At 65.6% G+C, this 25,319-nt stretch carries 25 protein-coding genes; 8 read left to right on the top strand and 17 right to left on the bottom strand.

What is annotated here, in order from left to right; translation table 11 throughout:
- The first annotated feature begins 280 nt into the window (after positions 1 to 280).
- On the top strand, positions 281 to 1,159 hold the full coding sequence (locus GEM_RS18430) for a MurR/RpiR family transcriptional regulator (RefSeq protein WP_014898879.1): 879 nt from the start codon (positions 281 to 283) through the stop codon (positions 1,157 to 1,159).
- Between the two features lie 27 nt (positions 1,160 to 1,186).
- Here GEM_RS18430 and GEM_RS18425 read toward each other — a convergent pair whose 3' ends face one another.
- The 3 genes from GEM_RS18425 to GEM_RS18415 form a co-directional block, all read right to left on the bottom strand.
- Positions 1,187 to 2,536, bottom strand: coding sequence for an AAA-associated domain-containing protein (locus tag GEM_RS18425; RefSeq protein ID WP_014898878.1), 1,350 nt, complete (start codon positions 2,534 to 2,536; stop codon positions 1,187 to 1,189).
- An 11-nt stretch (positions 2,537 to 2,547) separates the two neighbouring features.
- Positions 2,548 to 4,302, bottom strand: a complete 1,755-nt coding sequence (locus GEM_RS18420; protein WP_014898877.1) for an ABC transporter permease — start codon at positions 4,300 to 4,302, stop codon at positions 2,548 to 2,550.
- Positions 4,303 to 4,382: 80 nt separating this feature from the next.
- Positions 4,383 to 5,972, bottom strand: a complete 1,590-nt coding sequence (locus GEM_RS18415) for an inorganic phosphate transporter (protein WP_014898876.1) — start codon at positions 5,970 to 5,972, stop codon at positions 4,383 to 4,385.
- A 253-nt stretch (positions 5,973 to 6,225) separates the two neighbouring features.
- On the opposite strand from GEM_RS18415, the gene GEM_RS18410 reads away from it, so the two are divergent.
- The 3 genes from GEM_RS18410 to GEM_RS18400 all read left to right on the top strand — a co-directional run bounded on the left by GEM_RS18410 (position 6,226) and on the right by GEM_RS18400 (position 8,790).
- Complete coding sequence (locus tag GEM_RS18410) at positions 6,226 to 7,170, top strand: metallophosphoesterase family protein (RefSeq protein ID WP_014898875.1); 945 nt, start codon at positions 6,226 to 6,228, stop codon at positions 7,168 to 7,170.
- A 23-nt stretch (positions 7,171 to 7,193) separates the two neighbouring features.
- The gene (locus GEM_RS18405) at positions 7,194 to 7,535 is read left to right on the top strand and encodes a cupredoxin domain-containing protein (RefSeq protein WP_014898874.1); all 342 of its coding nucleotides are present in this window, start codon (positions 7,194 to 7,196) and stop codon (positions 7,533 to 7,535) included.
- 115 nt (positions 7,536 to 7,650) lie between these two features.
- Positions 7,651 to 8,790, top strand: a complete 1,140-nt coding sequence (locus GEM_RS18400; RefSeq protein ID WP_014898873.1) for a patatin-like phospholipase family protein — start codon at positions 7,651 to 7,653, stop codon at positions 8,788 to 8,790.
- Between the two features lie 152 nt (positions 8,791 to 8,942).
- Here GEM_RS18400 and GEM_RS18395 read toward each other — a convergent pair whose 3' ends face one another.
- The 10 genes from GEM_RS18395 to GEM_RS18350 form a co-directional block, all read right to left on the bottom strand.
- Entirely contained in the window at positions 8,943 to 10,667 is a 1,725-nt protein-coding gene (locus GEM_RS18395) for a sigma-54 interaction domain-containing protein (RefSeq protein ID WP_272148434.1), read from the bottom strand.
- 231 nt (positions 10,668 to 10,898) lie between these two features.
- Positions 10,899 to 11,372 (bottom strand): thioesterase family protein, encoded by a 474-nt coding sequence (locus GEM_RS18390; protein ID WP_272148433.1) that lies wholly within the window; start codon positions 11,370 to 11,372, stop codon positions 10,899 to 10,901.
- 68 nt (positions 11,373 to 11,440) lie between these two features.
- Positions 11,441 to 12,562: a branched-chain amino acid ABC transporter substrate-binding protein gene (locus tag GEM_RS18385; protein ID WP_051138030.1), complete on the bottom strand. Its 1,122-nt coding sequence runs from the start codon at positions 12,560 to 12,562 to the stop codon at positions 11,441 to 11,443.
- Positions 12,563 to 12,576: 14 nt separating this feature from the next.
- Complete coding sequence (locus tag GEM_RS18380; protein ID WP_014898869.1) at positions 12,577 to 13,296, bottom strand: HAD family hydrolase; 720 nt, start codon at positions 13,294 to 13,296, stop codon at positions 12,577 to 12,579.
- A complete protein-coding gene (locus GEM_RS18375; RefSeq protein ID WP_014898868.1) occupies positions 13,293 to 14,057 on the bottom strand; it encodes an enoyl-CoA hydratase/isomerase family protein in 765 nt (254 codons plus the stop codon). The genes GEM_RS18380 and GEM_RS18375 overlap by 4 nt, the downstream gene beginning before the upstream one ends.
- Positions 14,057 to 15,400, bottom strand: a complete 1,344-nt coding sequence (locus GEM_RS18370; RefSeq protein WP_014898867.1) for a phenylacetate--CoA ligase family protein — start codon at positions 15,398 to 15,400, stop codon at positions 14,057 to 14,059. Before GEM_RS18370 ends, GEM_RS18375 begins: the two co-directional genes overlap by 1 nt.
- 13 nt (positions 15,401 to 15,413) lie before the next feature.
- Positions 15,414 to 15,830 carry a thioesterase family protein gene (locus tag GEM_RS18365; RefSeq protein ID WP_014898866.1) on the bottom strand — a complete coding sequence of 139 codons (417 nt, stop codon included), beginning with the start codon at positions 15,828 to 15,830 and terminating at the stop codon, positions 15,414 to 15,416.
- A 507-nt stretch (positions 15,831 to 16,337) separates the two neighbouring features.
- On the bottom strand, positions 16,338 to 17,267 hold the full coding sequence (locus GEM_RS18360; RefSeq protein WP_272148432.1) for a DMT family transporter: 930 nt from the start codon (positions 17,265 to 17,267) through the stop codon (positions 16,338 to 16,340).
- A 52-nt stretch (positions 17,268 to 17,319) separates the two neighbouring features.
- On the bottom strand, positions 17,320 to 17,790 hold the full coding sequence (locus GEM_RS18355) for a RidA family protein (RefSeq protein ID WP_014898864.1): 471 nt from the start codon (positions 17,788 to 17,790) through the stop codon (positions 17,320 to 17,322).
- 62 nt (positions 17,791 to 17,852) lie between these two features.
- The gene (locus GEM_RS18350; RefSeq protein ID WP_014898863.1) at positions 17,853 to 18,557 is read right to left on the bottom strand and encodes an SDR family oxidoreductase; all 705 of its coding nucleotides are present in this window, start codon (positions 18,555 to 18,557) and stop codon (positions 17,853 to 17,855) included.
- A 120-nt stretch (positions 18,558 to 18,677) separates the two neighbouring features.
- Here GEM_RS18350 and gcvA point away from each other — a divergent pair, with 120 nt between their 5' ends.
- Positions 18,678 to 19,577, top strand: a complete 900-nt coding sequence (gcvA, locus tag GEM_RS18345; RefSeq protein ID WP_014898862.1) for a transcriptional regulator GcvA — start codon at positions 18,678 to 18,680, stop codon at positions 19,575 to 19,577.
- Between the two features lie 110 nt (positions 19,578 to 19,687).
- Here gcvA and GEM_RS18340 read toward each other — a convergent pair whose 3' ends face one another.
- Genes GEM_RS18340 through GEM_RS18330 form a run of 3 tightly spaced genes read right to left on the bottom strand, consistent with a single transcriptional unit; the run spans position 19,688 to position 22,194 of the window.
- Positions 19,688 to 20,374: a trimeric intracellular cation channel family protein gene (locus tag GEM_RS18340; RefSeq protein WP_051138029.1), complete on the bottom strand. Its 687-nt coding sequence runs from the start codon at positions 20,372 to 20,374 to the stop codon at positions 19,688 to 19,690.
- 32 nt (positions 20,375 to 20,406) lie between these two features.
- Positions 20,407 to 21,696: a M20 family metallopeptidase gene (locus GEM_RS18335; RefSeq protein ID WP_014898860.1), complete on the bottom strand. Its 1,290-nt coding sequence runs from the start codon at positions 21,694 to 21,696 to the stop codon at positions 20,407 to 20,409.
- A gap of 54 nt (positions 21,697 to 21,750) precedes the next feature.
- A complete protein-coding gene (locus GEM_RS18330) occupies positions 21,751 to 22,194 on the bottom strand; it encodes a MarR family winged helix-turn-helix transcriptional regulator (protein WP_014898859.1) in 444 nt (147 codons plus the stop codon).
- A gap of 296 nt (positions 22,195 to 22,490) precedes the next feature.
- On the opposite strand from GEM_RS18330, the gene GEM_RS18325 reads away from it, so the two are divergent.
- Complete coding sequence (locus GEM_RS18325; RefSeq protein WP_014898858.1) at positions 22,491 to 22,799, top strand: ArsR/SmtB family transcription factor; 309 nt, start codon at positions 22,491 to 22,493, stop codon at positions 22,797 to 22,799.
- A 79-nt stretch (positions 22,800 to 22,878) separates the two neighbouring features.
- Complete coding sequence (locus tag GEM_RS18320; protein ID WP_014898857.1) at positions 22,879 to 23,940, top strand: alkene reductase; 1,062 nt, start codon at positions 22,879 to 22,881, stop codon at positions 23,938 to 23,940.
- Positions 23,941 to 23,955: 15 nt separating this feature from the next.
- Here GEM_RS18320 and GEM_RS18315 read toward each other — a convergent pair whose 3' ends face one another.
- On the bottom strand, positions 23,956 to 24,483 hold the full coding sequence (locus tag GEM_RS18315) for a GNAT family N-acetyltransferase (protein ID WP_014898856.1): 528 nt from the start codon (positions 24,481 to 24,483) through the stop codon (positions 23,956 to 23,958).
- A gap of 83 nt (positions 24,484 to 24,566) precedes the next feature.
- Here GEM_RS18315 and GEM_RS18310 point away from each other — a divergent pair, with 83 nt between their 5' ends.
- Positions 24,567 to 25,178 (top strand): LysE family translocator, encoded by a 612-nt coding sequence (locus GEM_RS18310; RefSeq protein WP_014898855.1) that lies wholly within the window; start codon positions 24,567 to 24,569, stop codon positions 25,176 to 25,178.
- Positions 25,179 to 25,319: the final 141 nt, after the last annotated feature.

Here is a 25,319-nt window from a genome sequence, read left to right as displayed (position 1 = left end):
AATGAACAATACATTCCGGCAAGGCCGCGATCATAGCATCGGCATTTTCATCTCAAAACCTAGGGTTATCACTGAATTTATGCGCGAAATCTGGCACTAGTCGGCCGCACGGAATGTTTGTTTTATTACACATATGAATGATCGAGGACCGGTGCGATGCGTCCCTCTAATCTGCAATCGCACACGGCCCGCGGCCCGTCGATGGGCTAACATGCATGGAGTCGCCGGCAGACGCATGTCTGCCGTTTGTCATTCAGATACGAGCAAGCCGGAGTGCCCGATGGGGACAAGCATCAGGGCGTTGCTGCTATCCCAGATGGATAGCTTCACGCCGTCGGAACAGAAGGTCGCGCACGCGCTGCTGGATCGCTATCCCAGTCTCGGGCTGGGGCCGATCGCGAGCTTCGCGAAGCAAGCGGAAGTCAGCGACCCGACCGTGTTTCGCTTCGTCGTGCGGATTGGCTTTCCGAACTACTCGTCGTTCCAGCAGGCGCTGCACGACGAGATCGATACCGCGATGAATTCGCCGCTCGCGCGGATGGATGCGTTCCACTCGGAATCCGGGATGCGCGACAGCCATGCGGCGATCTTCCAGCGGCTGTCGCAATCGCTCGCCACCACGATCGAGGGACTCGATGCGGCGGCGTTCGACGAAGCGGTGACGCTGCTGGCCGATCCGGATCTCCGCGTGTTCTGCGGCGGCGGGCGCTATACCGCGCCGCTCGCGTCGCTGTTTTCGTTCACGCTCGCGTATGCGCGCCCTCATGTGCAGTACGTCGAGCCGAACGTGAATCTCGCGTCGGTCACGCTGACGGACATGGGGCCCAACGACGTGCTCGTCATTTTCGACTTTCGCCGCTATCAGAAGGACAGTGTGCGGTTCGCGCAGGCCGCGCATCGGCTCGGCGTGCGCGTGCTGCTGATCACCGACGAATGGCGCTCGCCGATCAGCGCATTCGCCGAGATCGTGCTGCGGATCCAGGGGCGTCCGTTCGCGATGCTGCAGACCAACGTGCCGGCGCTCGCGCTTGCGGAAGCGCTGGTGATCGGCGTGACGAACCGGTTGCCCGAGCTGGCGCGGCAGCGGATGGAGAAGATTGAGCGGCTGAGTACGGGCGGGATCGAGCAGGATTCGAATCAGTGGGATTTGCCCGAATGACGGTCGATCGTCATTCGGGCGCGGGCATCAACTCTCGACATCCTCGAGACTGAACACCTCCGTCTTGTCGTTGTACGAGAAGACCTCGCCGTAGCGGCCCCAGTCGATCACCGCGTCGAGCGTTTCCTCGGCCGCTTCGTCCGACAGGAAATCCTCCAGCTCCTGCTCGAAGCGCACACGCGGCGCACGATGGCCCGGACGCTCGTTGAGCACCTTCCGGATCCGCGCCGCCAGCGGCACATGCTTCAGCAGATGATCGGCAAACATCAGCTTGCGCTCCTGCGTGCCGAATTCCGCGAACACGCGTGCGGGCGGCGTCAGGAACACGTCACCTTCGCGCACGTCCGCGAAACCGAGGTACTGCAGCACTTCGGCGATCGGGAACAGTTCGTCCACTTCCAGATGCAGCGTACGCGCGATTTCCGGCATGTCCGCGCGGCCGTGATACGGCGCCATCGCGAGCGTCTCGATCAGGCCGGCCATCAGGTTGGTCGACACGCGCGGCATCCAGCTGCCGAGCTCCAACCCCTTCTTCGTCGCCTCGTTGGTCTGGCGCGCGGTCATCTTCGCGTAGATGTCGTCGACGAGCTTGCGAAAATCGGTGTCGAGCCGGTTGCGCGGATGCTTGAACGGCACCTTGATCTCGGCGATCACGCGGCCCGGGTTCGACGACAGCACGAGGATCCGGTCGCACATGAACACCGCTTCCTCGATGTTGTGCGTGACGATCAGCACCGACTTGATCGGCATGCGGCCTTGCGTCCACAGATCGAGCAGGTCGGTACGCAGCGTTTCGGCCGTCAGCACGTCGAGCGCCGAGAACGGCTCGTCCATCAGCAGGATCGTCGGGTCGACGACGAGCGCGCGCGCAAAGCCCACGCGCTGCCGCATCCCGCCCGACAGCTCGCGCGGGTACGCGTTCTCGAAGCCGTCGAGACCGATCAGGTCGATCGCGGCGAGCGCGCGCTCGCGCCGCTCGCGTGCGCCGACGCCCAGTGCTTCGAGGCCGGCTTCCACGTTCTGCAGCACCGTAAGCCACGGGAACAGCGCGAAGGTCTGGAACACCATCGCGACGCCTTCGGCCGGGCCGCGCAACGGCTTGCCGAGATAGGTCACTTCACCGCCGGTCGGCTCGATCAGGCCGGCAATGATGCGCAGCAGCGTCGACTTGCCCGAGCCGGAACGGCCGAGCAGGCCGACGATCTCGCCTTCGCGCAGCGACAGGTTCGCATCGTCGAGCACGAGCAGTTCGCCCTGCGACTTGTTGAAGCCGCGGTTCACGTGCTCGACGCGCAGGATTTCTTCGCCGAGACGCGGCGGCTGCAACGGCTGGGACGTCTTGACGGGGGCGTTGATAACGGTCGAATTTTGTTGCATCGCGCTTACTCTCAATCGAGACGGAGCCGGGATTCCGCATAGGCGTACATCGGACGCCACAGCAGACGGTTGAACAGGGTGACGAACAGGGACATCACGGCGATGCCGAGGATGATCTTCGGGAAATCGCCGGCGGCGGTGGTCTGCGCGATGTACGAGCCGAGGCCGTGCGCGACGACCTTCGTGTCGCCCCACTGCACGAACTCGGACACGATGCTCGCGTTCCACGCGCCGCCCGATGCGGTGATCGCACCGGTCACGTAGTACGGGAAGATGCCGGGCAGGATCGCCTGGCGCCACCACTGCCAGCCGCGGATGCGGAAATTCTTCGTCGCTTCCTTGTAATCGTTCGGATAGGACATCGCGCCGGCGATCACGTTGAACAGGATGTACCACTGCGTGCCGAGCACGATCAGCGGCGACAGCCAGATGTCCGCGTTCAGGTGAAAGTGGACGATCACGATCACGAACACCGGGAACAGCAGGTTGGCCGGGAACGCCGCGAGGAACTGCGCGAGCGGCTGGATCTTCTCGGCCAGCTTCGGGCGCAGCCCGATCAGCACGCCGAGCGGCACCCAGACCACCGACGCGATCGCGATCAGCACCAGCACGCGCAGCAGCGTGATCAGCCCGAGCACGAGCACGTGACCGACCTCGCCCATCGTCACGCCGGTCGCGACGAAGCTGACGACGCGCCACATGACGTACGCGGTCAGCAGGATCACGAACGCGCCCCACACGATGTCGCCAACGCGCGACGAACGGCGCGCCGCCGTGCCGCGCGAGCGCTTGCCCGTCAGCAACGGCACGCGCAGCGGAATCCGCGCAGCCTGCGACAGCAGCCAGCCGGCCGGCACGAGCAGCTGATGGATCAGGTGCGTGCGGCGCATCATGTCGAGCAGCCAGGATTGCGGCGCATCGCCCGACGCGGTGTTCTCCATCCGGAACTTGTCGGCCCATGCGACGAGCGGACGGAACAGGAACTGGTCGTACGCGAGGATCACGACCGACATCGCGACGATCACCCAGCCCACCGCGCCGAGGTTCTTGTCCGAGATCGCCTGCGCGAGATACGCGCCGATGCCCGGCAGCGTGATCGTCTGATTGCCGACCGTGATGGCTTCCGACGCGACGACGAAGAACCAGCCGCCCGACATCGACATCATCATGTTCCAGATCAGCCCCGGCATCGAGAACGGCACCTCGAGCTTCCAGAAGCGCTGCCACGACGTCAGGTGGAAGCCGCGCGATACTTCGCTCAGGTCGCGCGGCACCGTGCGCAGCGACTGGTAGAAGCTGAACGTCATGTTCCACGCCTGGCTCGTGAAGATCGCGAAGATCGCGGCCAGTTCGGCGCCGAGCACGCGGCCCGGGAACAGCGCGAGGAAGAACGTGACCGTAAACGAGATATAGCCGAGCACCGGCACCGACTGCAGGATGTCGAGGATCGGAATCAGCACCATGCCCGCGCGGCGGCTTTTCGCGGCAAGCGTGCCGTACACCAGCGTGAACACGAGCGACGCGACCATCGCGGCGAGCATCCGCAGCGTGGTGCGCAACGCGTATTCGGGCAGGTTCGACGGATCGAGCGAGATCTTCTGCGTCTGCAACACGCCGATCGGCGCCATCGTCTGATGGAAGCCGACGATCGCCATCGCGAGTATGCCGATGATCAGCGGAAACGCGACCGCGTCCCAGCGGTTGGGGAGCACACGCCACGCGGACGCGTTGGCGGTGCGATTCGGATCGAAGAAACTGATATCCATCGGTAGCGTCGTGGTCGAATTGAAAATCGATGGGGCCGGCCGCGCGGCACGCGGCCGGGTATGGCGTCAGCCGGCGCGGCTCAGAACAGCTTGTGCAGCGCCCAGTACAGGGCCGCCGACAGCGCGATCGACGCGGGCAGCGTCAGCACCCACGCGAGCACGAGGTTGCGCACCGTGTCCCAGCGCAGCCCCGCGCCGCTCGCAGTCATCGTGCCGGCCACCCCGGACGCGAGCACGTGCGTCGTCGACACCGGCAATCCGTATGCGTCGGCCATCCCGATCGTCAGCATCGCGACGGCCTCGGCCGACGCGCCCTGCCCGTAGGTCAGGTGCGACTTGCCGATCTTCTCGCCGACCGTCACGACGATCCGCTTCCAGCCGACCATCGTGCCGAGCCCGAGCGCGATCGCGACCGCGACCTTCACCCAGGTCGGGATGAACTTCGTCGCGCGGTCCATCTGTTTCTTGAATGCCTCGAGCGCGCTCGCGTCCTCGATGGAGAACGCCGGCACCTTCGCCTTCTGCATCAGGCGGATCGCCTCGGACGCGACGTACATGTTGTTGCGCACGTTGTCGACGAGGTTCTGCGGCACGCTCGAGATGCCGCCGGCCTGCGCGACCTGGTCGGCTATCGTGTCGGTGAGCGTGCGCAGCGCGGGGATCGTCGCGGGCGTCAGCGTGTGCGTGCGCACGTAGGTCTCGACATCGGCGCGCGCGTCGGCCGGCTGCGCCGCGGGGTCCCCGTACTTGACGAGCGTCGTCGACGCGTGGCGCGCGACCGCGACGAACGTGCTCGTCTGGTCGGGCGTCACCGCCTTGTTCAGCGCATAGGCGGTCGGCATCACGCCGATCAGGATCAGCATGATCAGGCCCATGCCCTTCTGCCCGTCGTTCGAGCCGTGCGCGAACGACACGCCCGTGCAGGTGAGGATCAGCAGCAGGCGGATCCAGAACGGTGGCGGCTTGCTGCCCTTCGGCTCTTGATACAGCGCCGGCACGCGCACGAGCGCCTTCAGCAGCAGCAGCACGAGTGCGGACAGCACGAAGCCGACCAGCGGCGAGAACAGCAGCGCCTTGCCGACGCCGAGCGCCTGGTTCCAGTCGACCCCGCTCGTGCCCGACGGGCCGCTGACGAACTGGTTCATCAGGCCGACGCCGATGATCGAGCCGACGAGCGTATGCGAGCTCGACGACGGCAGGCCGAAATACCAGGTCGCGAGGTTCCATGTGACAGCCGCGATCAGCAGCGCGAACACCATCGCGAAGCCCGAGCCGCTGCCGACCTGCAGGATCAGCTCGACCGGCAGCAACTGCAGGATGCCGAACGCGACGGCACCGCTCGACACGAGCACGCCGAACAGGTTCCACAGGCCCGACCACACGACCGCCAGATGCGGGTCGAGCGAATGTGTATAGATGACAGTCGCGACCGCGTTCGCGGTATCGTGAAAGCCGTTCACGAATTCGAAGCCGAGCGCGATCAGCAGCGCGACGACGAGCAGCACGAACGGCAGGGCCGAACTCTCCTTGACCGAACCGAGATCCGCACTCAGGTGAATGCCGATGTAGACGACGCCGCACGCAATGATCAGAAAAAACAGCGCAAGGCTGATGGTGCGCGTGCGACTGCTGGCCGCACCGCTGGTTTCCGTTGCCGCGAGATTCGGCATGAGTGGCTCCGGAGAGGTGATTCGGTGTCGCAGGCTATCGGGCGGGCGTGACGCAAATGTGACATGTCACTTACAGGACATTGACAGCCCCCCGTCAGCGACCCTGTTTCCCCCCGCAAGCCGCAAGCATCGGGGTGCGGCCTCGTAACAAGCGGGAATAAATCCGCCGCCGCGTCGGTATGGCATGCGAAAGCGCCGGTTTATTCCCGGACGACCCGGCCGTCCGGTTCCGTCATACGATTGCGAGGCTCACATGTCTTCATCGACCCCCACCCGCCCGTCGCGCCGCAAGGCCCTGCAATGCATGGCGTTCGGCGGCCTCGGCACGCTGTTTACGCTGTCGGGCGGCATCCTGACGCCGTTCGACCTGGCGCTCGCGCAAAGCGGCGCCGCCGTCCCCGCCGATGCGGGCCGGCCGCTGTTCGTGCAGATCAGCGACACGCACATCGGCTTCAACAAGGACGCGAATCCCGACGTCGCGGCCACGCTGCGGCAGACCATCGATCTCGTCAACGGGATGCCGGCGATGCCCGCGCTCGCCATCCATACCGGCGACATCACGCACCTGTCCAAAGCGGCGGAGTTCGACCAGGCGTCGCAGTTGCTGTCCGCGCTGCGCGTGCCGGAGCTGCATACGGTGCCCGGCGAACACGACGTCACCGACGGTTCGGGCGCCGAGTATTTCAGCCGGTTCGGCAAGGCGTCGAACAACCGCGGCTACTACAGCTTCGATCACGCCGGCGTGCACTTCGTCGCGCTCGTCAACGTGATGCATTTCAAGCCGAACGGGCTCGGCAGCTTCGGTGACGAGCAGCTCGCGTGGCTTGCGCAGGATCTCAAGGGGCAATCGTCGAGCACGCCGATCGTCGTGTTCTCGCACATGCCGATGTGGACCATCTACGAACCGTGGGGCTGGGGAACCGGCGACGCGCCGCAGACGATGGCGCTGCTGCGCCGCTTCGGCTCGGTCACCGTGCTGAACGGGCACATCCACCAGATCGTGTCGAAGGTCGAGGGCAACGTGACGTTCCACACCGCACGCTCCACCGCGTTCCCGCAACCGACGGCCGGCAACGGCCCGGGCCCGGTGCCGCTCACGGTACCGCGCGACCGGCTGCCCGCGATGCTTGGCGTGACGACCGTCGAGTTCGCCGGCCATCCCGCTGCTGCGTCGCTGCACGACGCGACGCTCGCCTGATCCCGATACGCAAGGAGACCGACATGCCCCTCTTCAAGCCCTCGACGCTGCTGGCGACGCTGACCCTGTGCGCGGCCGCCGCCGGCACGCCGCTCGCTGCGTTCGCGCAAACCCCGGCCGGCCCGCTCGTGACGATCCACAACTTCATGTTTTCGCCGATGTCGACCACGATCAAGGCCGGCACGACGATCACGTGGAAGAACCTCGATGCGGAGCCGCATACCGTCGTCAACGATGCGGGCATCTTCCACTCGAATGCACTCGACCAGGACGAAACCTACTCGTTCCGCTTCGACAAGCCGGGCGTGTACAAGGTGTTCTGCGGGATTCATCCGTACATGAAGGAGACCATTACCGTCGAATGACGCGGCGCGCCATGAAACGTGCACAGCGCCGACACCGCTGACGCCGCCCGCCGATCGCCTACACTGGTTCAATCCGGCCGGCGCCCGCCGGCCGTCATTGACCGCGAGGCAAGCTATGACGGCAAGTCGACCCGCACATCCGAAACTGCCGGGCCAGGTCGTGCTCGTGCTCCAGGGCGGCGGCGCACTGGGCGCATACCAGCTCGGCGTCTACGAGGCGATGGCCGCGTCGGGAATCCAGCCCGACTGGGTCATCGGCACGTCGATCGGTGCGATCAACGCGGCGCTGATCGCCGGCAACGCGCCCGGACACCGCGCGCAGCGGATGGCCGAGTTCTGGCGCCACGTCACCGAACGGCCCGCCGTCAACGTGCCGGGCTTCCCGACCAGCTGGGACAAGATCGGCTCCGAGCTCTCGATCATAGGCGCGGGCATCCCCGGGTTCTTCCGGCCGAATCCCGCCGCGTGGCTCGGGCCGCTCGCGCGCGTCGGCGTGGAGCACGCGTCGTACTACGTGGTCGAGCCGCTGCGCGACACCCTCGCGTCGCTCGTCGACCTCGACCTGCTGAACGCCGGCCGTCCGCGACTGACCGTCGGCGCGGTCAATGCATGCACGGGCGCGATGCACTATTTCGATTCGCGCGACCGGCCGCTCGGCATCGAGCACGTGATGAGCTCGGGCGCGCTGCCACCCGCGTTCCCGGCCGTGCGGATCGACGGCGCACCGTACTGGGACGGCGGCGTCTATTCGAATACACCGGTCGAAGTCGTGCTCGACGATGCGCCGCGCCGCAGTTCGATCATCTTCTCGGTGCAGATGTGGAATCCGGTCGGGCCCGAACCGCAGAGCATCTGGCAGGTGTCGGAGCGGCAGAAGGACATCCAGTACGCGAGCCGCACGGACAGCCACATCGCGCGCCAACAGCAGATTCACGGGCTGCGCCACGTGATCCGGGAACTGGTCATGCGGCTACCGGAAGCGGAGCGCACGTCGGCCGACGTGCAGGCGCTCGCCGCGTGGGGCTGCCAGACCACGATGCGCGTGATCAAGCTCGCGGCGCCGCGGCTCGACGGCGACGATCAATGGAAGGATATCGATTTCACGCCGGCCGGGATTGCCGCGCGCCGGGAGGCCGGGTTCGAGGCGACGATGCAGGCGATCGCCGCGCGGCCGTGGGAGATCCCGATGGATCCGACGGAGGGGTTGAGCGTGTGGAGTCCGGAGGAGAACCGTATCGGGGAGCGGCATGGTTGATGCCGATGCGGCGAACAGCGTCGCCGCACGGATCGCCTATCCCCTGACATCGAGGTGCGCACTCGCACTCGCGCCGCCATGGCGTGGCGGCGCTCGACCGACTGAGCCAATCGGCACCGGCATCGACCCATGCGCCGAATGGCCGGATCGCGCTAATGCAACGGCCGCTCGAGCTTGATGTTGTATCGCTTCACCTTTGCATACAACGCCGGCTTCGAGATTTCGAGCAGGGCCGCGCAACGCGTGACGTTGAACCGGCACGCGGCCAGCGCGTGATGGATTGCGTCGCGCTCGACGTCCCGCAGCGATTGAATCGCATGATCGCCCCGCGTGTCGGGCTTTGCGTGCATGTCAGGTGCCGGTATCGGATCGGACATCCCACCTGCGCCTCGCGGCGGCCGCAACAAAGCCGACACGTCGTCGATGATGCCTTCGTCGCTCAGGTTCACGGTGCGCTCGACGAGATTCTCCAGCTCCCGGACATTGCCGGGCCATGCGTATGCATGCAGCTGATCGAGCGCCCGTTTGCTGAACCCGAATATCTTCTTGTTCAGCAGCGTCGCGTACTTGCTCAGGAAAAAGTTCGCGGTCGCCGTGACGTCGGCCTTGCGCGATCGCAATGGCGGAATCGAGATCTCGATGACGTTGCAGCGATAGTACAGATCCTCCCGGAACTCCTTCGCCGCCACCATCGCTTCCAGATCGCGGTTGCTCGCACAGATGATGCGTACGTCGATCGGGATTCCCTTGGTATCCCCGAGCCGGGTCACTTCGCGTTCCTGGAGCACGCGCAGAAGCTTCGCCTGCACGTCGATCGGAAGCTCCGAAATTTCATCGAGAAACACGGTACCCCCGTCGGCGGACTCGAATTTCCCCGGCCGCCCTTCCTTGGTCGCCCCGGTAAAACTGCCCGGCGCGTGCCCGAACAGCTCGCTTTCGATCAGATCGTGCGGCAGCGCGGCGCAGTTGATCGCAATGAACGGCTGGGCCTGGCGCGCGCTTGCGTTGTGGATCGACTGCGCGAAAACCTCCTTGCCGACGCCGCTTTCGCCGCTGAGCAGCAGATTCGCCGAACCGTGTGCCGCCTTGCGGGCGGCGCCGATCGCGTCGAGCAGACTGTCGCTCTGCCCGACGATGTTCTCGAACGTATAGCGCGCATAGCTGCCCGCATACTTGCCGGCGATGCTGCGTACGCGCTTGATCTCGCGGAACGTGTTGACGACGGAAACCACCTGCCCGCAGCTGTTCTTCACGGGAATCGCCGTGTCGATCAGGTGCAGGTGACGGGCGGGCGAGTCGATGATGAGCTCACGATCGACGTAACCCACGCCCGTCGTGAAGATCGGCGCAATGATCGGCTCGAAGTCGATCAGCGCCTCGAGCGGCCGCCCGATGCTGGCCACCGGATCGATCCCGAGAATCCGTCCCGCGACGGTACTCGCATGACGCACGATGCCGCCTCGACCGAGCACCATCAGCCCGTCGCCGATGTGGTCGATGATCGCCTTCTGTTCCTCCACCAGTGTCTGGTGCGCGACGAGATCGAAATGACTTTTCAGCGAGACGCCCAGCGTGATGTCGAGCAGCGCGAGCATGTCGTGCAGCGATCGTGCGTCGCGCTCCGCTCGCCGCAACGCGAGCAGGTAGACCCTGGCGGATCCGGCCGACACGCAGGTAGCGGCGCAGTGCAGGCCGTCCGCGGCGGCGAGCGGCACATCGACCGTTGCGTTGTCGCTTTCCCGCAGCGAATCGCGGACATCGTGCAGCAGCCGGTCGAACGCCAGCGCGCCGACGTCGATGTCGCACTGCGCAGCCAGCGCGCGCGCATCGTCGTCCACCGCTTCGAGCGGAACCGCGTCGTCGCTCAACGTCAGCACATACGCGCCGAACCGGTGCGCCGCAACACGTCTTGCATCGCGCCAGCAAGCCGTATCGATCGCGGACCGGAGATCGCCGGGTCGATCAGCAGCGCTCAGACTTCGCTCGTCCATTATCGTTCGCAGCACGTTGGCAGATCCGCCCAGCTTACCAGCGCAAAAACCGTTCATGTTGAACCCTGTTGCCGCCCGTGCGACGAACGCTCGCGCCACTGCCGGCCAGTGCCGCGATCAACGGCGCGACGCAGCCTTTTTCTCGATGGCCGCGCGATCGACGATCGCGCGTGCATGCGTTCCGCTGCCGACCTGCCCTTTGGGATCGTGCACGACGACATCGAATACGAACAGGCTGCCTTCCCGACCACGGAAGCTGGCCGTGGCGCTCACTTGCGCATCGACCGGCGTGGGCGCCGAGTGCGTCAGCTGTGTCGTGACGCCGACCGACAACTGCCCGTCCTCCAGTTCGCCGCGCATGATTTCCGCACATGCCCGCTCCATGAGACCGAGCATCGCGGGCGTCGACATCACGTCCGGATACGTTTCATCCGAATCGTTGCCGAAGGCGGAAGCCAGGTCCTGCACGGCGACCCGACGCTTCAGAGTCGCCGTCGCTCCGGAATTGATCATGAAATCTCCTTGTCGGTAAAACCATTGCCGCACTGCCGATGCAGCGCGGCTGAATCGGAACGGCGTCGGGCCGTTCATCCCTGTATCGATGCACGGCCCGGCGCGACCGCGGTGCTGCCCGGAACCTGGCTTCGACGCCGCGTTCGCTACTTCGCGCCGACCGGCGTCAGGGTGCCGCCCGACAGCTTGTAGACGGTCACCGGCGCATCGACCCAGTCGCCCTGCCCGTCGAACTTCACCGGGCCGAGCATGCTGCTGAACGATTGCTCGCGCATCACCTTCGAATACACCTCGGGCGACGTCGAATTGGCCTTTTGCATCGCATCCGCCACGACCAGCGTCGCCGCATAGAAACTCGGCGCATAGGTATCCACGTCGGCGCCGAACGTGCTCTTGAACCGGCTCCTGAAACGCTTGCCGTCGGGCAGGCTGTCGAGCGGCGCGCCGCCCTGCGCGCAGAACATCTTGTTGTCGAGCACGTTGTTCGACAGCTTGCTGAATTCCGGCGAGCAGATGCCGTCGCCGCCGACCAGCACCGCGTTGATGCCGAGATCGACCATCTGGCGTGCAAGCAGCGCCGCCTGCGCGTAATAGCCACCGTAGAACACGACCTGCGGATTGGTCGCCTTGATGTGCGTCAGGATGCCCTTGAAGTCCGTCGTCTTGTCCGTGCTGTATTCACGCGCGACGACGCTCATGCCGTTCTTTTCCGCGGTCTTCACGAACACGTCCGCCACGCCGGTGCCGTACGCGGTCCGGTCGTCGACCACGGCCGCGCGCTTGAGCTTCAGCACGTTGACCGAATAGTCGGCCATGCGCCGGCCCATCACATTGTCGTTCGTCGCGAGACGATAAACGTACGGAAACCCGAGCCGGGTCAGCTCCGGGTTCGACGATGCGCCGGTGATCATCACGACATGCGCATCGTTGTATATCCGCGCGGCCGGAATGCTCACGCCGGAGTTGTAGTGTCCGATCACGGCCGCCACGCCGCCGTCGACCAGCTTCTGCGCGACGTTCACGCCCACCTTCGGGTCGCCCTGATCGTCGACCGACACCAGTTGAAACTTGACCGGCTGTCCGCCGATCACCAGCCTGCGGGCGTTCAGCTCGTTGATGGCCAGCTGCACGCCGCGTTCGTCGTCCTTGCCGCTCTGGGCCGAGCTGCCCGTCAGCGGGCCGGCCGCGCCGATCTTGACGACGGTATCGGCACGCGCACCGGACGAAAATCCGGTAACGCCGGCACCGACGACGGTGACGGCAAACATCAGGATCGTGCGTTTCATTTCATTTCCCCCGAAGTGGCGGACTGCGACTGGGTCAGGACATCGCGAACGGGCGACAGCGTCTTGAACTCGAAATCGGGGCGCGGCTGCCACGGGCCGAGCTTGTCCGCGGAGCGGTTGATCCACGCCACGTGCATGCCGAGCGGCTTCGCACCATCGATATCAGCCCAGCTGGCGAGCGAACAGTGCAACACGTTGTGCGCGTCCAGCCCGAGGCGATCCAGCGCGAGGCTGAATATCAGATGCGAAGGCTTGTACGCCTTGGCCATCTCGGCCGTCGTGACGTGCTCGAAGTAGCGCGTGAGCTGGCTTCTGCGCCAGAGATCGCTGTCCATGTTCGTGATCGGCATCAGCGGATATCGCGACCCTGCCCAGTCGAGAAACTCGAGCGCATCCGCGTGCGGCGGCGACGACTCGACGAGATGCGTGAGCAGCACGTCGGTGAGCGCCTCGACGTCGTGGCCGTCGAGCGCGTTCGGGAACAGCGCGTCGATGCAGCCGGTCAGTGCGTCCTGTGCGACCGCGCGATAGCTGCGGTACGCGCCGCCGCGATAGGTTTGCACGTTGCGCATGTCCCAGTCGAGGTACACGTCGAATACCGGGCGCGAAGATTCGACGCCGAGGATGCGCATGACTTCGGCGATCCCCGCCATGCCGCCCTTGTCGACATCCACCAGCGTGCCGAAATAGTCGAACGTCAGTGCTTTGATATTCATGGACAATTCCTCGCGGCAAAGGCCTGGACACGGCGGGCGGCGTCGGGTGTCGCAAACGCCGCCACGGTTGCGGACTGCTCGAGCTCGAGACTGCGGGTCAAATCGGCCGACAGCTCCATCGTCAGCAGACGCTTCAGCCTCGATACGGAAAAGACGGAACGTTCGGCGACACGCGTGGCAAGTTCCAGCGCGGCTTCCACGACCTTCCCCGCCTCGACGACCCGATTGACGAGGCCCAGCGCATGCAGTTGCCGGGCCGACTGGCGCTCGCCCAGCAGCCACAGCTCCATGGCGCGCTGATGGCCGACGCTCTGCGGCAGGAGTTGCGTCACGCCTCCGGTGACGAACTGCCCCCACTCCATTTCGGGGAAAAAGCACACCAGATCGTCCGACGCCACGACCAGGTCGCAGTTGAGCAGCCACTCGAATCCGCCGCCGACGGCAAACCCGTGCACGGCGCCGATGACCGGTTTGCCGTTGAACATCAGGTCGCGCGTGATCTGCTGGATGCGTTCGACGTGACTGCGGATGCTTGCAGCGCTCTCGGTCTGCTTGTCGAACTCCTTCAGATCGTCGCCCGCGCAGAAGGCCCGGCCGGCCCCTGTGAGTACGATCGCGTTGCAGCCTTCATCGACGTTGACCTCCACCAGCGCCCGATGAAGATCGTCCAGCAGGTCGCCGCTGATCGCGTTCAGCCGCTCCGGGCGATTGAGGATCACCGTCGACACGGCCCCCGATTTCTCAATTCTTGCGTAGCTCATCACGCCTCCTTTTCGACCCAGCGGGTTTTTCCTTCGGTGCGCGGGAAATGCTCGAACGGCACCATCGTCACGTCTGCCGTCGAACCGACCCTCGTGCGGATCGCCGCCTCGACCTGCTCCCTGGCCTTCGGCCAGTCGGCGGCCGGCAACCCCTGCGCGGCTTCGACCGTCATCGTGATCCGGTCGTACGGGCCGTCCCCCTTCAGCACGATTCGGAAGATTCCCGACGCCCATTGCGGCAGCGATTCGACGGCCACGCGAACGGCGCTCGGGAACACGTTGATGCCGCGCACGTTGAACATGTCGTCGGTCCGGCCGGTGACGCGGAATCGCCACCCCGTGCGGCCGTCCGGCCCGCGATCGACGCCGGTCACGGTGACGACGTCTCGCGTGCGGTAGCGAACGAGCGGCTGGCACTCCTTCTGCAAGTGCGTACAGACGAGTTCGCCGACGGTCCCCGCTTCGATCGGCAGGCGTTGCAACGTGACGGGATCGACGATTTCAGCAAAGACGACGTCGCTCGCGTGATACAGCAAATCGTTGGTCCAGTCGGTTTGTCCGCCGAGAATGCTCAGCACTTCCGACAGACCGAAGTTGGCGTTGCGGATCTTGAAGCCCCACTTCTCTTCCATCGCGTTGCGCAGATCCAGGTTGTCGAGCCCCGCCTCGCCGCCGAACAGACCCAACGTGAGCTTCAGGTCGCGGGGGCGAAGATCGGTCGATTCACGCAAGATCTGTTCGATGAGCCCCGGATACGAGGGTGTGCACGAAATCGCGTTGATGCCGAGATTGATGATCGAATCGATCAGCAGACGCGTATTGCCCACGCCGAACGGCACGACCGTCGCGCCGGTCGCCTCGAGAATCGTGTGATCGGTGAAGCCGCCGGTCCACATGCAGTAGTTCAGGCAGTGGACCACGCGGTCCGTCGGTCGCAACCCGGCGGCCCACATCGACCGCGCACCGACCCGCGCGATCCGGCACGCATCCGCCGCGCTGTTCGCAAGAATCAGCGGGCGTCCGGTGGTCCCGGACGTGCGATGAAGCCGGGACACGCCCGCCTCGCCGCAAGCCACGTAGTCACCGAATGGAGAGGCCGCCTCCTGGCTGATCCGGAGCTCGTCCTTCTCGGTGAAAGGCAATTCCTGCAGCGAATCCAGCGTCACCTCCCGGTCGATCCAGCGCGACAGCTTCCCGCGATAGAAAGTCGACATCGAACGGATGTAGTCCCACTGGGGCGACCATAGCCCGTCTTGATGCCGGCGCACCTGCCCGGGCGGCAGGGTTTCGAATTCCTCGTCGAAAAGCGCGGTGTTTGCGTTGATTGACGACTCCACTTTCATGTTCTCGTTTCCTTTAGCATGACGAATCTATCTTGCCGACACAGCTGCGACGGCTTGCACACTGGAACTCAAGTGCGGCACGCTCCACGATCGAGCGCGCATGACTCACGCTCGCCACCGGACCGGCCGCATCGGCCGCAACGACATCGAACCAGTACCGTTCGCCGTCGAACGTCCGGAACGTCGCCGTGACGAAAACCGGGACATCCGATGGCGTCGGCGCCAGATGCGTGACATGCGTCATGCGGCCGATCGAACACTCATCGCCCCGAATTCGGCCGCTCATCGCGTCGACGCAAGCTGCTTCCACGAGGCCCATCAATGCGGACATGGACAGCATCTCGGGATCGCATGCCTCTGCGTCGCGACGATACTCACCCGGCTTCGGTATCCCCATCGCTTTCGCGACCGTCGTACGTTTCGCTGGCATCGGGCTGGCTCCCCGGTTCATTTGCGCTCTACTCTCGCAAAGCCCGTGCCAAGCCGAAACCAAACCGCAAACCCTTGTCCGACGGGCGTGTGCGGTCAACACGGCAGAACGCCGTATTCGATTTGAACGGAAAAGATCTTTACGATCGGAAGGAAAATTGACTGTGACCGGCGAGCAGGCTGAATGCGTTCCGGGAAGCATCCGGCCCCTATATTGCGGCCGTCATGAGGCAACACCTGTCAACCCCATAGACGGCAGTGCCTTCCGTGCATATCGTCACTTTCCGATATCGATTCGGCCATCGACGATACCCGTCGGCACCGGCTCACCTGACCGAACGCGCCGACTACCCGCCCTTCCATGCCGACCGCACTCGACAGCGACGCGATCCTCCCGGAGGAGAACAGGGTCGGCGAGCGGCATAGCTGATGCCGCTGGCGGAACGTCTGTCGGGTGCCATGCGGTTCGGGTGCCGGTCCGATCGCTCGCTACCGTGTCCGCACGCGTTCAATTCCGCTGACACGCGTTCGCACGCGCAAGACCGAGCGCCGACTGGATGCCGCTCCCGAATTGCGTGACGCCTACGCCGGCGAGAATCAGCACGACCGCCAGGTACTCGGCCGACGTCGTGGGTTCGCCGACCAGCGCCGCGCCGATGAACAGCGCCACCACCGGCGGAATGTACGTCACGCTCGACGCCGCGAGCGCCCCGAGATGATCGACGATGTGATAGTACGCAAGGTACGCGACGCCGGTGCCCAGCATGCCGAGACCGACCACCAGGCCGATCGCCGCCCGCGGATGCTGCAGCAGGACGGCGGTGCCGTCGAGCGGCGTGAATGCCGGCAGATACAGTGCGGCGAGGCCGACCTGATACGTCGTCAACGCGACGCCCGATATCTTCAGCGGCGTAATGAACTTTCTGGCGTAGATGAACGACAGGCCCATCGCGAACGACCCACCGAGCATCCAGCCCACGCCGGCCATGTCGATCCCGCTCACGCCCGCGGACCAGGGGCGCGCGATCAGCGTCACGCCGACGAAACCGAGCGCCACGCCGAGCGACTTCCACACGTCCATGCCGCTGCGCCCGTGCAGCATCGCCGAGCACACCACGGCAAAGATCGGGATCGTGCCGCTGAGCATGCCCGCGACGCCGGACGGCAGCCGTGCGGCGCCCTGCGCATAGGTGAAGTAGTCGAGAAACGTCGCGAGGAACGACATCACGAAAAAGTGGTGGACGTAGCGCAGATGCGCCCATTCGAGCGCCCGCGTCGCCAGCGCGTAGACCAGGATCGGCGCGAAGCCGCACAGCACGCGCAGCAGCGTCATCTGCGCCGGCGTCACCACGTCGGCCGCCCATTTCATGAAGATGAAATTGGTGCCCCAGATGCCGCCCAGCAGGCAGAAAGCCAGTACCGCTGATTTCCTCATCATTGTTCCATCGACCTGATCGTCGCACCTTCGACACCGCGCCTGCGACCGGCGCTCAATCGTCCTTCAGCTCGAAGACGGCCTCGATCTCCAGCGGCGCGTTGAGCGGAAGCACCGACACGCCCATCGCGGAACGCGCATGACGTCCGCTTTCGCCGAGCACGTCCACGAGAAAATCCGACGCGCCGTTGACCACCGCCGGCTGCTCCACGAATCCGGGCACGCACGCGACAAAGGCCGACAGCCTGACGACGCGGGACAGGCGTTCGAGATCGCCGGTCGCCGCCTTCACCTGCGCGAGCATGTTGATCGCGCAGATCCTGGCCAGCGCCTGCCCTTGCGCGACATCGAGATCCCGGCCGAGCAGGCCTGTCGTTTCGAGCCGGTTGTCCACGAACGGCAACGCGCCCGCGAGAAACAGCAGGTTCCCCGTCCTCACGAACGGCACATAGTTGGCTGCCGGTTTCGGCGCGACAGGCAGCACGACGCCGAGCGCCTGCAGGCGCCCTTCGATCTCTTTTTGCATATTCACCTCGCACGGACCTGGCGCCGGGACGCGCACGCGCGTCGTCCCGGTCCGGGTCAGCGTTACAGCGCGCGCACGATGCCGCCGTCGACCCGAATGTTCTGCCCGGTGATGTAGCCCGCGCCTTCCGACAGCAGGAACGTCACGGTCTGCGCGATCTCCTGCGTCTTGCCGAAACGGCCGACTGGAATGCGGGCGACGATCTCGGGCGTCTCCGGCCAGCTGTCGATGAAGCCGGGCAGGACCGAATTGATGCGAATGTTGTCCTTCGCATACCGATCGGCGTACAGGCGCGTGACGGAACTGAGCGCCGCGCGCAGCGCGGACGACACCGGCATCGCCTGTTCGGGCGCGTCGGCCGCGAAGCTCGAAATGTTGACCACCGCGCCGCCGCCCTGCTTCAGGAACACGGGCGTCACGCGGCGCAGCACGCGAACGACGTTGAGCACGATCAGGTCGAGCCCTTCGTGCCACTTGTCGTCCTCGATCGCGAGCAGGTCGCCCTTCGGCGGATGCCCGGTATTGTTGACGACCGCATCGATACGGCCGTACTTCGCGAGCGTCTCGTTCACGAGACGCTCGATGTCGGCGTCTTCGGTGACGGACCCCGCCAGGCCGAACCCGCCGAGTTCGTTGGCCAGCTCGACCGCGCTGCCGGACGGCGACATCAGCGCGACGCGATAACCGTTGTTCGCAAGGTCGCGCGCAATCGCGGCGCCCATGCCCCTGCCCGCCGCCGTCACCAAAGCCACTTTCTCTACAGTCATGTCGTTCTCCAGGATAGGTCGGCTGTGCGCCGTGATCATCGTCTATAGCAGCACTCTAGGGCTCTATAATCGACTTGTCGAACGATGATTTCTCCATCCACCCTGTAGAATTTCTACTGCATGAAGGCTCTATCGCGTACCCGTCGGCTGCCACCGCTCAATGCGCTGCGCGCGTTCGAGGCCGCCGCGCGCCATCTCAATTTCCGGCTGGCCGCCGACGAACTCGACGTGACCCAGGGCGCGGTCGCGCAGCAGGTCAGGCATCTGGAGGACGTCGTGGAGGTTCAGCTGTTCCGGCGGCTGCCCAGGGGGCTGGCGCTGACGCGCGAAGGGCTCGAGTATTTTTCGTCGGTCCAGCGCGCGCTGCAGATCATCTCCGACGCAACCGACGCCCTCGGCCAGCGCCCCACGGTTCTGGCGGTCAGCACGACGCCGTCGTTCGCGTCGAAGTGGCTGATTCCGCGGCTGGCGGACTTCGGCCGGCTGCACCCCGACATCGAGGTTCGCGTTATCGCCGACGAACGGCTTGCGTCGTTCCGGGCCGATGGCGTCGACATCGCGATTCGGCTGAGCAAGCCGCCGTTTCCGGCCGGCCTCGCCGCAGAGCTGCTGGTTCCGCTCGACATCTTCGCCGTCGCCAGCCCGGCGCTGCTCGACCGCGGCGCGCCGATCCGCACGCCCGCAGACTTGTCGAAGCATGCGCTGTTGCACGACGCGCACGATCTGTGGCCCGAGTTCATCGAGAAACTCGGTGGCGAAGGCCGGGCCGATCCGACGAAGGGGCCGCGGTTCAGCCAGTCGCTGCTCGCGATCGACGCGGCGATCGCCGGTCAAGGCATCGCGCTGACCAGCGCGCCGCTCGTCGAGCGCGATATAGCGGAAGGCAGGCTGCGCCGCGTGTTCGATTTTTCGTTTCCGATGTCACTCGGGTTTTACGTCGTCTTTCCGCAGGCCAATGCGCATTCGGATGCGCTCGAGGCGATGCGCCGCTGGCTGTTTGCGCAGTACGGGAACGCGTGACTCCGGCAAACCGAAGCCCCCTTCGATCCCGCTGCGGCTCCGGCCATTCGCATCGCGGCAGACGAACCGGGGCTCTCGTGAAATTCGGCGGAGCGCCGGCAAAGACCCGCTCAGTCGTTCAGTTCGTAGTGCCGGCCATCTTCGGCTTCCTGCGCCCGCATGCCGGTTTTCCGTCTGGTTTCCGGCGTGCGGAAAGCCGGCAAACGCCAGCCGAACTGCAACGACGCGAGCCGCAGCAGCACGCAGGCAGTCGTCGCGATCCACGGCGTCCAGACCGACGACGCGTCGATCGACATGAGCCCGATCTGCAGCGTCGCACCGAGTAGCGCCGCCGATGCGTAGATCTCGCGCTCCAGGATCGCTGGCACGCGAGAGAGCAGCATGTCGCGCAACACGCCTCCGCCGACCGCGCTGACCATCCCGAGCACGATTGCCGTCTCCGCGCTTTGGGTCCAGACCCAGGCCTTCTGCGCGCCCGCGACCGCGAACAGGCCCAGCCCGATCGCATCGAAGAACAGCACCGGATGGCGCAGCCGGCGCACCGTCGGATACGCGACGAGCACGAGCAGCGCGGCAAGCGCCGTCACTGCCAGATAGACCCAGTCGGACAGCCCCGCAGGCGGCGTCGCACCGATGCACACGTCGCGCATGATCCCGCCGCCGCACGCGACGATGAAGGTCACGACGAGGATGCCGAGCAGATCGAGCCGCCGCTGCCGCGCCGCCACGGCGCCCGAGATCGCGAACGCAAACGTGCCGATCAGATCGAGCGTGCGGTATGCGGCATGGGCATTCACGTGCGCGCCGACTTCGGCGCCCCATCCGATGCTCACGCTGCCTCGCTCGTCGATTCGACGGCGGCTGCGCCGAGCCCGAGCCACGCCCCTGCCGCACACAGCATCGCTTCGAGACCGGCACGCAGCGTCGGATCGATCACCGGTGCGAAGAGCGGCGAATGATTGCTCGGAATTTCGTTGATCTTCTTCGCTGCACGGGCTCTCTCGTACACTTCGCGATCGGTGCCGCCGATGAACCAGAATGCGTACGGCACGCCCCATTCGCGGCCGAACACGCTGAAATCCTCGCTGGCCGCCGCCGGTTCCGTCTCGTACGCACGGTCGCCGAAATGCGCGTCGAAGGCCGTGCGCAGCCGCGCGGTGGTCGCGTCGTCGTTGACGGTCAGCGGGTAGCTCGACAGCGTGGTGAATTCCGGTTCGCGTGGTGCGTTGGACGCCATGCATTCGGCGCAGCAGATGCGCCGGATCGCGCCCAGCATGTATTCGCGCACGTCCTCGTCGTAGGTGCGCATGTTGAGCTTGAGCGTGGCGTCGTCGGGAATGATGTTTTCCTTGGTGCCGGCCTGCAGGCTGCCGATGGTCAGCACCGCGCTGTCACGCGGCGCGATCTCGCGTGACACGATGGTCTGCAGACGCAGCGTAGTCGATGCGGCCATGATGACGGGATCGATCGAAGTCTGCGGCTGCGAGCCGTGCGAGCCGCGCCCGAACAACCTGACTTTCAGGCTGTCGCCCGCCGACAGGATCGTGCCGCTTCGATAACCGACCGTTCCCGCCGCGCCCACCATCACGTGCTGACCGAGAATCACGTCGGGCTTCGGAAAGCGTGCCAGCATGCCGTCGTCGACCATGCTCCGTGCGCCGCGCCCCACCTCCTCGCCCGGCTGGAACACGGCCATCAGCGTGCCGCCCCACTCGCCGCGATGTTCGGCCATCAGGCGCGCGACGCCCAGCAACCAGGTCACGTGCATGTCGTGCCCGCAGCTGTGCGCAACGCCGACCTGCACGCCGTCCTCGTCTTTCGCCACCGCCTTGCTCGCGTACGGCAGGCCCGTGGCTTCGGCCATCGGCAACGCATCCATGTCGGCGCGCAGCATCACCGTCGGGCCGGCACCGTTGCGCAGGATCGCCACCACGCCGGTCACGCCCACTTCCCGCGCGACGTCGTAGCCGAGCGATTCCACGTAATCGGCAACGATCTTCGCCGTGCGGAATTCCTGCATCGACAGTTCCGGATGTTCGTGGAAATCCTTGTAGAGCGCTTCGAGTTCGGGCAGCAGTACACCGATGGCGGGCGCGAGCGTATCGATCAGATGCGTCATGAACGACTCCAGGGAGGTTGAGGGATGTGAATGGCGCTGCTGCTTTCGATCCGTTCAGGCCGCGTCGTCAATCAGGCTGTCGGACAGCTTTTCGAGCAAACGGTCCAGCGTCTTGCGTTCGCTCGCGGTCAATCCGGCGACGAGCGTGTCTTCGAGCGCCTCGCCGACTTGCGCTGACGACTGCGCGACCTCGACACCTTCGGGCGTGCTGTGCAACGTGACGCTGCGCCGGTCCTGTTCATGCGTGACGCGGGCAATCAGCCCGCGCGCTTCCAGCTCGGCGAGCGTCTTGGACAGCAGCGTCTTTTCGATCAGCGCGCGCTGCGACACGATTTTCGGCGTGATGCCCGCTTCCGAACAGATGAGCCGCAACACGCGCAACGCACGCACGTCGAGGCTCCAGCGCTCCCGGTAGATCGCATTCGCGCGCGCGCTGAGCAGCGCGCTCGCGAGATCCAGCCTGAAGGTAAGGAATCCAGGGGTCGAACCGGTAGACACGTGCGCGCTCCTTTTGCATGAGCCGGCAGGCGACGACACAGCACGCACCCGGCAATGCGTCGAAGTATAGATACTTAGTTGAAATTTTCAACTATTTCCCTGCGATGACATCGGGCGATAGCGCGCGAAAACCGGGCCATATCCGCGCCGTCATGCGGATCTTTTTCCGCCGTTCCACAACCGATCAACCCCACTCCCGATAGTGCCTTCGCATATATCGTCACTTTCCGATATATGATTCGACCATCGACGATACTCGTTTGCACCGGTTTCCCAACCGAACACCACGCCCTTCCATGCCGACCGAACTCGACATCGACGCGATCCTGAAAGCGCTCTCGAACCCTGTACGCCGGGATATCCTCGTCTGGCTGAAAACGCCGGACGCGCATTTCCCGGAGCAGACGCTGCCGTATGACCACGGCGTCTGCGCCGGGCAGATCGATGCGCGCTGCGGGCTGTCGCAGTCGACCGTCTCCGCGCACCTCGCGACGCTGCAGCGCGCGGGGCTCGTGACGTCGACGCGAATCGGCCAGTGGGCGTTCTTCCAGCGCAACGAGGCCGTCATCGACGCATTTCTCGACGCAATGCGCCGCGAACTCTAACCACCGGCCGAACCGGCCTTGCGGTACTCGCCGCGCCACACGCGCCGGCGAGCCCGTTTTTCGTGAAGAGGTTATCTCCATGCCCACCCTGTTCGACCCCATTACCCTCGGCGACCTGACCCTGCCGAACCGCGTCGTGATGGCGCCGCTCACCCGTGCCCGCGCCGGCGATGCGCGCGTACCGAACGACCTGATGGCCCGCTATTACGCCGAGCGAGCATCGGCCGGCCTGATCATCAGCGAAGCGACCTCGGTCACGCCGCAGGGCGTCGGCTACGCGGACACGCCCGGCATCTGGTCCGACGAGCAGGTGGAAGGCTGGAAGCGCGTGACGCAGGCCGTGCACGCGGCCGGCGGCCGCATCGTGCTGCAACTCTGGCACGTCGGCAGGATTTCCGATCCGGTGTTCCTGAACGGCGACCTGCCGGTCGCGCCGAGCGCGATCGCCGCGGACGGCCATGTGAGCCTGGTGCGCCCGCCGCGTCCGTACGTGACGCCGCGTGCGCTCGAACTCGATGAAATTCCGGGCATCGTCGCCGCGTATCGCAAGGGCGCGGAGAACGCAAAGAAGGCCGGCTTCGACGGCGTCGAGATCCACGGTGCGAACGGCTACCTGCTCGACCAGTTCCTGCAGGACAGCACCAACCATCGCACCGATGCGTACGGCGGCCCGATCGAGAACCGCGCGCGCCTGCTGCTCGAAGTGGTCGACGCAGCGATCGACGTGTGGGGTGCCGGCCGTGTCGGCATGCACCTCGCGCCGCGCGGCGACGCGCACACGATGGGCGATTCCGACCCGGCCGCGACGTTCGGCTATGTCGCGCGCGAACTCGGCCGCCGCAAGATCGCGTTCATCTTCACGCGTGAATCGTATTCGGGCGACCAGCTGAGCCCGCGCCTGAAGGAAGCGTTCGGCGGCCCACTGATCGCGAACGAGCAGTTCACGCTCGAATCCGCACAGGAAACGCTCGCGAGCGGCAACGCCGACGCGATCGCGTGGGGCAAGCTGTTCATCGCGAACCCGGACCTGGCGCGCCGCCTCGAACTCGGCGCACCGCTGAACAAGCCGGTGCCGGAGACGTTCTACGCGGTAGGCGAAACGGGCTACACCGACTACCCGGCGCTCAGCGACGCGGCCTGACGGCCGGCAACCCGTTCATGCGTGCACGTCCGCGCGCATGAACACCCGCTGCGTCTCGTCGAGCCCGCGTGCAACGTGATGCGCGCGGATCGCGCGCAGCGTGTCGTCGAGCGATGCGTCGTCGATGATGTGGAAGCCGAGGCGCGCGTAGTACGGCGCGTTCCACGGCGCGGCGCGGAACGTCGACAGTACGACCTGTGCGATGCCGTCTTGCGCCGCGCGCGTCATGATCCGTTCGATCAGGCGTGCGCCGATTCGCTGCCCGGCATGCGACGGCGCGACATCCAGCTCTTCGAGGTAAAGCCGCTGCGCATCGAGCAGCCGGTAGAACGCAAAGCCCACGCACGTCCCCGTTTCGTCCGTCGCGACATACGCGCGACCGTCGTCGATGCGGGCGAGCACGTCGGCCGTATCGGTCGGCTCGCCTGCGGCGATGTCGGGCATGCCGATGTCGCGAAAGCGCTGAGCGGCGGCCACTTCCACGGCGGCCATCGCGGCCGCGTCTTCCCGCGTGGCGGGACGAATCCGGATCGATACTGTCATCACGACGAGGTAGGCAGGCAGGAACGGCCGTCACTATAATCGAAACTTCATACGTTTCGAACGCCCCGCCCACGAGGTTCGTCATGACGCTGTCCGCGCTCGCCGTGTTCGCCATCGCCCTGCTCGTCACCGCCGGCACCCCCGGCCCGAGCGTCGCCGCGCTCGTCGCGCGCGTGCTGACGAACGGCGTGCGAGACGTGCTGCCGTTCCTCGCCGCGATGTGGATCGGCGAGGCGCTGTGGCTCACGCTGGCGGTCGCCGGGCTGTCCGCGTTCGCGCGCACGTTCGAGACGGGCCTGCTCGTGCTGAAGCTGCTCGGCGTCGCCTACCTGCTGTTCCTCGCGTGGAAGATGTGGACCGCGCCGACCGACACGAAGGCCGACGAGCTGCCGCGCGGCCAGTCGCCGTGGCGCATGTTCGTTGCCGGCACGCTGGTTACGCTCGGCAATCCGAAGATCGGTCTGTTCTATCTCGCGCTGCTGCCGACGATCGTCGACCTCACGCATGTCGGTGTTCTCGCGTGGGCCGAGCTCGTCGGCACGATGCTCGCGATCCTGATCCTCGCCGACTGCTTCTGGTCGTTGCTCGCGGTGCGTGCGCGGGCTTTTCTGACTTCGGCACGCGCGAAGCGGATCGCGAACCGGACGAGCGCGACCGCGATGGCCAGTGCGGCGGTGGCGATCGCGACGCGCTGAGTCGGCGTCGGGCATCGACAGGCACGGCCTTTCTTGCACGCAACTTCTGCATGAAAAATGGCGCCTCATGGCGCCATTTCTTCAAACTACCCGCCTTCCAGTACACATCGGCAACTCAAGCAGGCACTCCCGGACCCGTTC

Origin of the sequence: Burkholderia cepacia GG4, from assembly GCF_000292915.1 — a bacterium.
GTDB classification, from domain to species: domain Bacteria; phylum Pseudomonadota; class Gammaproteobacteria; order Burkholderiales; family Burkholderiaceae; genus Burkholderia; species Burkholderia cepacia_D.
Note: the sequence above shows the minus strand (reverse complement) of the source record. Positions and strands in the feature narration are given on the sequence as shown.

Bases quoted from the DNA above. Each gene is read 5' to 3' on its own strand.
- GEM_RS18405 (WP_014898874.1), top strand. From the start codon at position 7,194: ATGCCCCTCTTCAAGCCCTCGACGCTGCTGGCGACGCTGACCCTGTGC.
- GEM_RS18385 (WP_051138030.1), bottom strand. From the start codon at position 12,562: ATGTTTGCCGTCACCGTCGTCGGTGCCGGCGTTACCGGATTTTCGTCC.
- GEM_RS18390 (WP_272148433.1), bottom strand. From the start codon at position 11,372: ATGAACGGCCCGACGCCGTTCCGATTCAGCCGCGCTGCATCGGCAGTG.
- GEM_RS18370 (WP_014898867.1), bottom strand. From the start codon at position 15,400: ATGAAAGTGGAGTCGTCAATCAACGCAAACACCGCGCTTTTCGACGAG.
- GEM_RS18380 (WP_014898869.1), bottom strand. From the start codon at position 13,296: ATGAATATCAAAGCACTGACGTTCGACTATTTCGGCACGCTGGTGGAT.
- GEM_RS18415 (WP_014898876.1), bottom strand. From the start codon at position 5,972: ATGCCGAATCTCGCGGCAACGGAAACCAGCGGTGCGGCCAGCAGTCGC.
- GEM_RS18375 (WP_014898868.1), bottom strand. From the start codon at position 14,057: ATGAGCTACGCAAGAATTGAGAAATCGGGGGCCGTGTCGACGGTGATC.
- GEM_RS18350 (WP_014898863.1), bottom strand. From the start codon at position 18,557: ATGACTGTAGAGAAAGTGGCTTTGGTGACGGCGGCGGGCAGGGGCATG.
- GEM_RS18355 (WP_014898864.1), bottom strand. From the start codon at position 17,790: ATGCAAAAAGAGATCGAAGGGCGCCTGCAGGCGCTCGGCGTCGTGCTG.
- GEM_RS18425 (WP_014898878.1), bottom strand. From the start codon at position 2,536: ATGCAACAAAATTCGACCGTTATCAACGCCCCCGTCAAGACGTCCCAG.
- GEM_RS18315 (WP_014898856.1), bottom strand. From the start codon at position 24,483: ATGACAGTATCGATCCGGATTCGTCCCGCCACGCGGGAAGACGCGGCC.
- GEM_RS18360 (WP_272148432.1), bottom strand. From the start codon at position 17,267: ATGATGAGGAAATCAGCGGTACTGGCTTTCTGCCTGCTGGGCGGCATC.
- GEM_RS18410 (WP_014898875.1), top strand. From the start codon at position 6,226: ATGTCTTCATCGACCCCCACCCGCCCGTCGCGCCGCAAGGCCCTGCAA.
- GEM_RS18430 (WP_014898879.1), top strand. From the start codon at position 281: ATGGGGACAAGCATCAGGGCGTTGCTGCTATCCCAGATGGATAGCTTC.
- GEM_RS18420 (WP_014898877.1), bottom strand. From the start codon at position 4,302: ATGGATATCAGTTTCTTCGATCCGAATCGCACCGCCAACGCGTCCGCG.
- GEM_RS18320 (WP_014898857.1), top strand. From the start codon at position 22,879: ATGCCCACCCTGTTCGACCCCATTACCCTCGGCGACCTGACCCTGCCG.
- GEM_RS18335 (WP_014898860.1), bottom strand. From the start codon at position 21,696: ATGACGCATCTGATCGATACGCTCGCGCCCGCCATCGGTGTACTGCTG.
- GEM_RS18325 (WP_014898858.1), top strand. From the start codon at position 22,491: ATGCCGACCGAACTCGACATCGACGCGATCCTGAAAGCGCTCTCGAAC.
- GEM_RS18400 (WP_014898873.1), top strand. From the start codon at position 7,651: ATGACGGCAAGTCGACCCGCACATCCGAAACTGCCGGGCCAGGTCGTG.
- gcvA (WP_014898862.1), top strand. From the start codon at position 18,678: ATGAAGGCTCTATCGCGTACCCGTCGGCTGCCACCGCTCAATGCGCTG.
- GEM_RS18310 (WP_014898855.1), top strand. From the start codon at position 24,567: ATGACGCTGTCCGCGCTCGCCGTGTTCGCCATCGCCCTGCTCGTCACC.
- GEM_RS18365 (WP_014898866.1), bottom strand. From the start codon at position 15,830: ATGCCAGCGAAACGTACGACGGTCGCGAAAGCGATGGGGATACCGAAG.